The sequence below is a fragment of the uncultured Gimesia sp. genome (assembly GCF_937910335.1).
Taxonomy (GTDB): domain Bacteria; phylum Planctomycetota; class Planctomycetia; order Planctomycetales; family Planctomycetaceae; genus Gimesia.
On the sequence record NZ_CALEMX010000154.1, the window covers coordinates 1 to 2,852 of the forward strand.

The 2,852-nt window shown below is 46.3% G+C and carries 4 protein-coding genes; all 4 read right to left on the bottom strand.

Annotation, left to right across the window (positions count from 1 at the left end):
• Positions 1-261, bottom strand: a 261-nt coding sequence (locus Q0668_RS06195; protein WP_298861414.1) for a 1-acyl-sn-glycerol-3-phosphate acyltransferase, incomplete at its 3' end; no start/stop codon positions are given.
• A 127-nt stretch (positions 262-388) separates the two neighbouring features.
• The gene (locus Q0668_RS06200; protein ID WP_298861417.1) at positions 389-1,504 is read right to left on the bottom strand and encodes a serine hydrolase domain-containing protein; all 1,116 of its coding nucleotides are present in this window, start codon (positions 1,502-1,504) and stop codon (positions 389-391) included.
• Positions 1,505-1,664: 160 nt separating this feature from the next.
• On the bottom strand, positions 1,665-2,003 hold the full coding sequence (locus tag Q0668_RS06205) for an STAS domain-containing protein (protein WP_298861420.1): 339 nt from the start codon (positions 2,001-2,003) through the stop codon (positions 1,665-1,667).
• Positions 2,004-2,456: 453 nt separating this feature from the next.
• Positions 2,457-2,777: a hypothetical protein gene (locus Q0668_RS06210; RefSeq protein ID WP_298861423.1), complete on the bottom strand. Its 321-nt coding sequence runs from the start codon at positions 2,775-2,777 to the stop codon at positions 2,457-2,459.
• Positions 2,778-2,852 lie beyond the last annotated feature (75 nt).

Sequence of the window (2,852 nt, forward strand, 5' to 3'; positions counted from 1 at the left end):
CAAATGGGAGTTACACCACAAAATCAATGGGTCGGCTGGACTCCGATGGTTGGCAATAATAATCGCAGCAGAGTCTCCCGGAAAAGGACACCGTCGATTGGCTTTGATTCCCCAGAGACCAGGACCATACACACGCGCAATCACAAACAAAATCCAGGCGCGCCAGCCATCAGGAAGTTTGACAGCCTGATAGACAATGATCGATAACGCGATGAACGCGTAAAAAACAAGCGTCAGGATACCGGCAACTTCTGGATTCATGATCAATTGTCATACAAAACAACATTGTGATATACGAAACATACAACACGCTCGGCAGAGTTCCCAAATTATAGTCAGAATAAAAAATGGAAGGCAAGATGAACACAGAACATCGATGGCCGATTTTCTACACCTCAATGGCAGAAACGATTGTATTAGTGATCCGGGCTAGAAATTGCCCTCGTGGCTCCTGAGGTTCGGTCGTCAGGATGATGGCAGAGGCATCGAGTTCCGGATCAACCCATAACAGTGTTCCAGTGGCACCACCATGTCCGTACGAACCACAAGACAGTAAGTCTCCAAAATAATCACTGTTCGCCCCCGTCACAATCTGCCAACCCAGGCCCCAACCTTTTCCTTCTCGAGCAGCCACAGATAAACCAGCAATTTTCTTCAGCTGATCGCGCGTCGCCTCTTGTATCATCCTAATAGATAATATTTGCTGACCTTCAAAAACTCCTCCCTGCCGCAACATCTGGACCAGCTTCCCCAAATCAGCAGGTGTCGTCAACAACCCTCCCCAGGGTGCCCCAAATCCTCGCCAGTAAGAACTGTTCCAATCCCAATGAGGTTCTATATCCAGCTCCTCCGGAATCCGAAGTTCAACGATGCGGTTTACCTTTGGTTCATCGCCGCGATACCAATCATCCGGAACGCCCAGCACCGTATCCGTCATTCCCAATGGTGCAAACAGAACCTGCTTCAAATACTCGGCACAAGACTGACCGGTGATCCGCTGAATGACTTCGCTGAGAATGGCAACCCCCGTACTCTGATATTGCACAATTCGTCCCGGCGGTTCATCCGGCTGAAGTTCACAAATCTGTTTGACAAATTCGGAAAGCGGTGCATTAGCGGAACGAAGTTCTCGATTATTTGGCAGCATATCAGGTAGACCGGAAGTATGAGTCATCAGATGCCGCAGGGTGATTCCATGTTTTCCCGCACAACCAAATTCGGGCAAGTATTGTTTCACCCGATCTCCCAGAAGTAATTCCCCATCCTCTAACAATTTGAGGACGCCCATCACAACAATCGGCTTCGTAATCGATGCGATTAAAAATAGAGCATCCTGAAGCAACGTGTTTTCATCATCGCTGATTCTCTGACGTCCTTTAAAATAACTTCGAGTCTCATCAGCTACACTCACCTGCAAGGCAACCGCAGGCACTTGCTTCGAATCACAAAAATGATCAACCAGATTTTCAACAGCGCGCCAACGTTTGGCATTGATTTGAGACATGCTTCCAACCGTGATAAGTTCGAGAGAATAGAATGAAAAACGTCTCTTTCCAGATTACTGATTCGACTCGCATTTGGGAAGCTGTCCGTCTAGCTGGCAATTAAAAAAGCGAAAGCCGATGGTATCGACTCTCGCTTGAATCTCTGATTCGGCTATTTTTTTAATAGGGAATTTCCACATCATGCAACTGCATAAATTGATTCAGTTTGGTAATCTCCAACACCTCCCGAATATCATCAGAGGGATTATAGAGATGGATCTCAAGATCGAGATCTCTCATCGAAGCCAGCAGACCAAGCATACCACTAGGAAGCAGTTTGACGCCCGTTAAATCAATGGCGAGAGTTTCACAGTTGTTGGTTTTAACCATTTCGAGCAATTCATTCCGAACATCATTGACACTGTAAGTATCAACAATGTCTCTACCACCAAATCCCGCCACACAAAGTGGCCCTGCATGATAAACCTGGAGGATTCCCCCCAGTTGAACCGACGACATGATTTCTCCCTTTCGATCAGGAAATCAAAGCAAATATGAAAATTAACAGAGTCCAAAAAGAAAATTCGTAATTCGTTTTCAATTCAGTGCACTTATATCTATCGGCAATTTATGTGCCAATGAAGACATCGATACTCAACATTTCCACCTAATCAACAAATCATCACGATCGTATCTCTAAAGTGTAATGATAATATCACTTATGAATTGTTAATTTCTCGGGATCTATCTCGTAAAATGTGCTCTCCCTACAGCCAGGTGTTGTGAAATACGCCAAGCTGTTGAAAAATGAAACAGCATCACTTTCCACTCTGCAATTTCTACAGGCACCCGCTCACTGATTTCGCTGCCCTTTCCACCAGTGAAAAAACTGAACTTGACGACCGCTTGCCCTTCGCGATTATGCGTTTTTACGCGTCGCGCGCGAGTGAGACAGACATCCACCGAATAAAATCACAGGCGTTCAAATTCTGCACTAGAAAAGTCCCTCGTTTCAGAAAAATGGATCTCAACGTCTCTTGAAGACGTTCCCAATGAGCACCACTTATCGACAGCCTTCGGTCGCGTATCTACCGCATATGGACACGTAACGCCGGCCATTAACCACCCATCGCGTAACAAAACAATCTTGACATCCGCACGCCCTTCCACAAAATGATTCACATTCAAACAAAGCAACACAAAACCAGCCCCCGGTAAAAAGTATCTGAGCGGCTCGGCACCAGCCGCCGTTGACAACAAAAACAGAATAAAAATCGAGAGCAAGCCAATCATACAAGTCCAACCTCAAGTAATAAGATAGGGGTAGGAAGGACCGGTTGTTCCCGGTCCCCCCTCCCTCCGAACCGG

What these genes read in the sequence shown, in the direction of transcription:
- Q0668_RS06210 (WP_298861423.1), bottom strand. Translation starts at nt 2,777, where the DNA reads ATGATTGGCTTGCTCTCGATTTTTATTCTGTTTTTGTTGTCAACGGCG.
- Q0668_RS06205 (WP_298861420.1), bottom strand. Translation starts at nt 2,003, where the DNA reads ATGTCGTCGGTTCAACTGGGGGGAATCCTCCAGGTTTATCATGCAGGG.
- Q0668_RS06200 (WP_298861417.1), bottom strand. Translation starts at nt 1,504, where the DNA reads ATGTCTCAAATCAATGCCAAACGTTGGCGCGCTGTTGAAAATCTGGTT.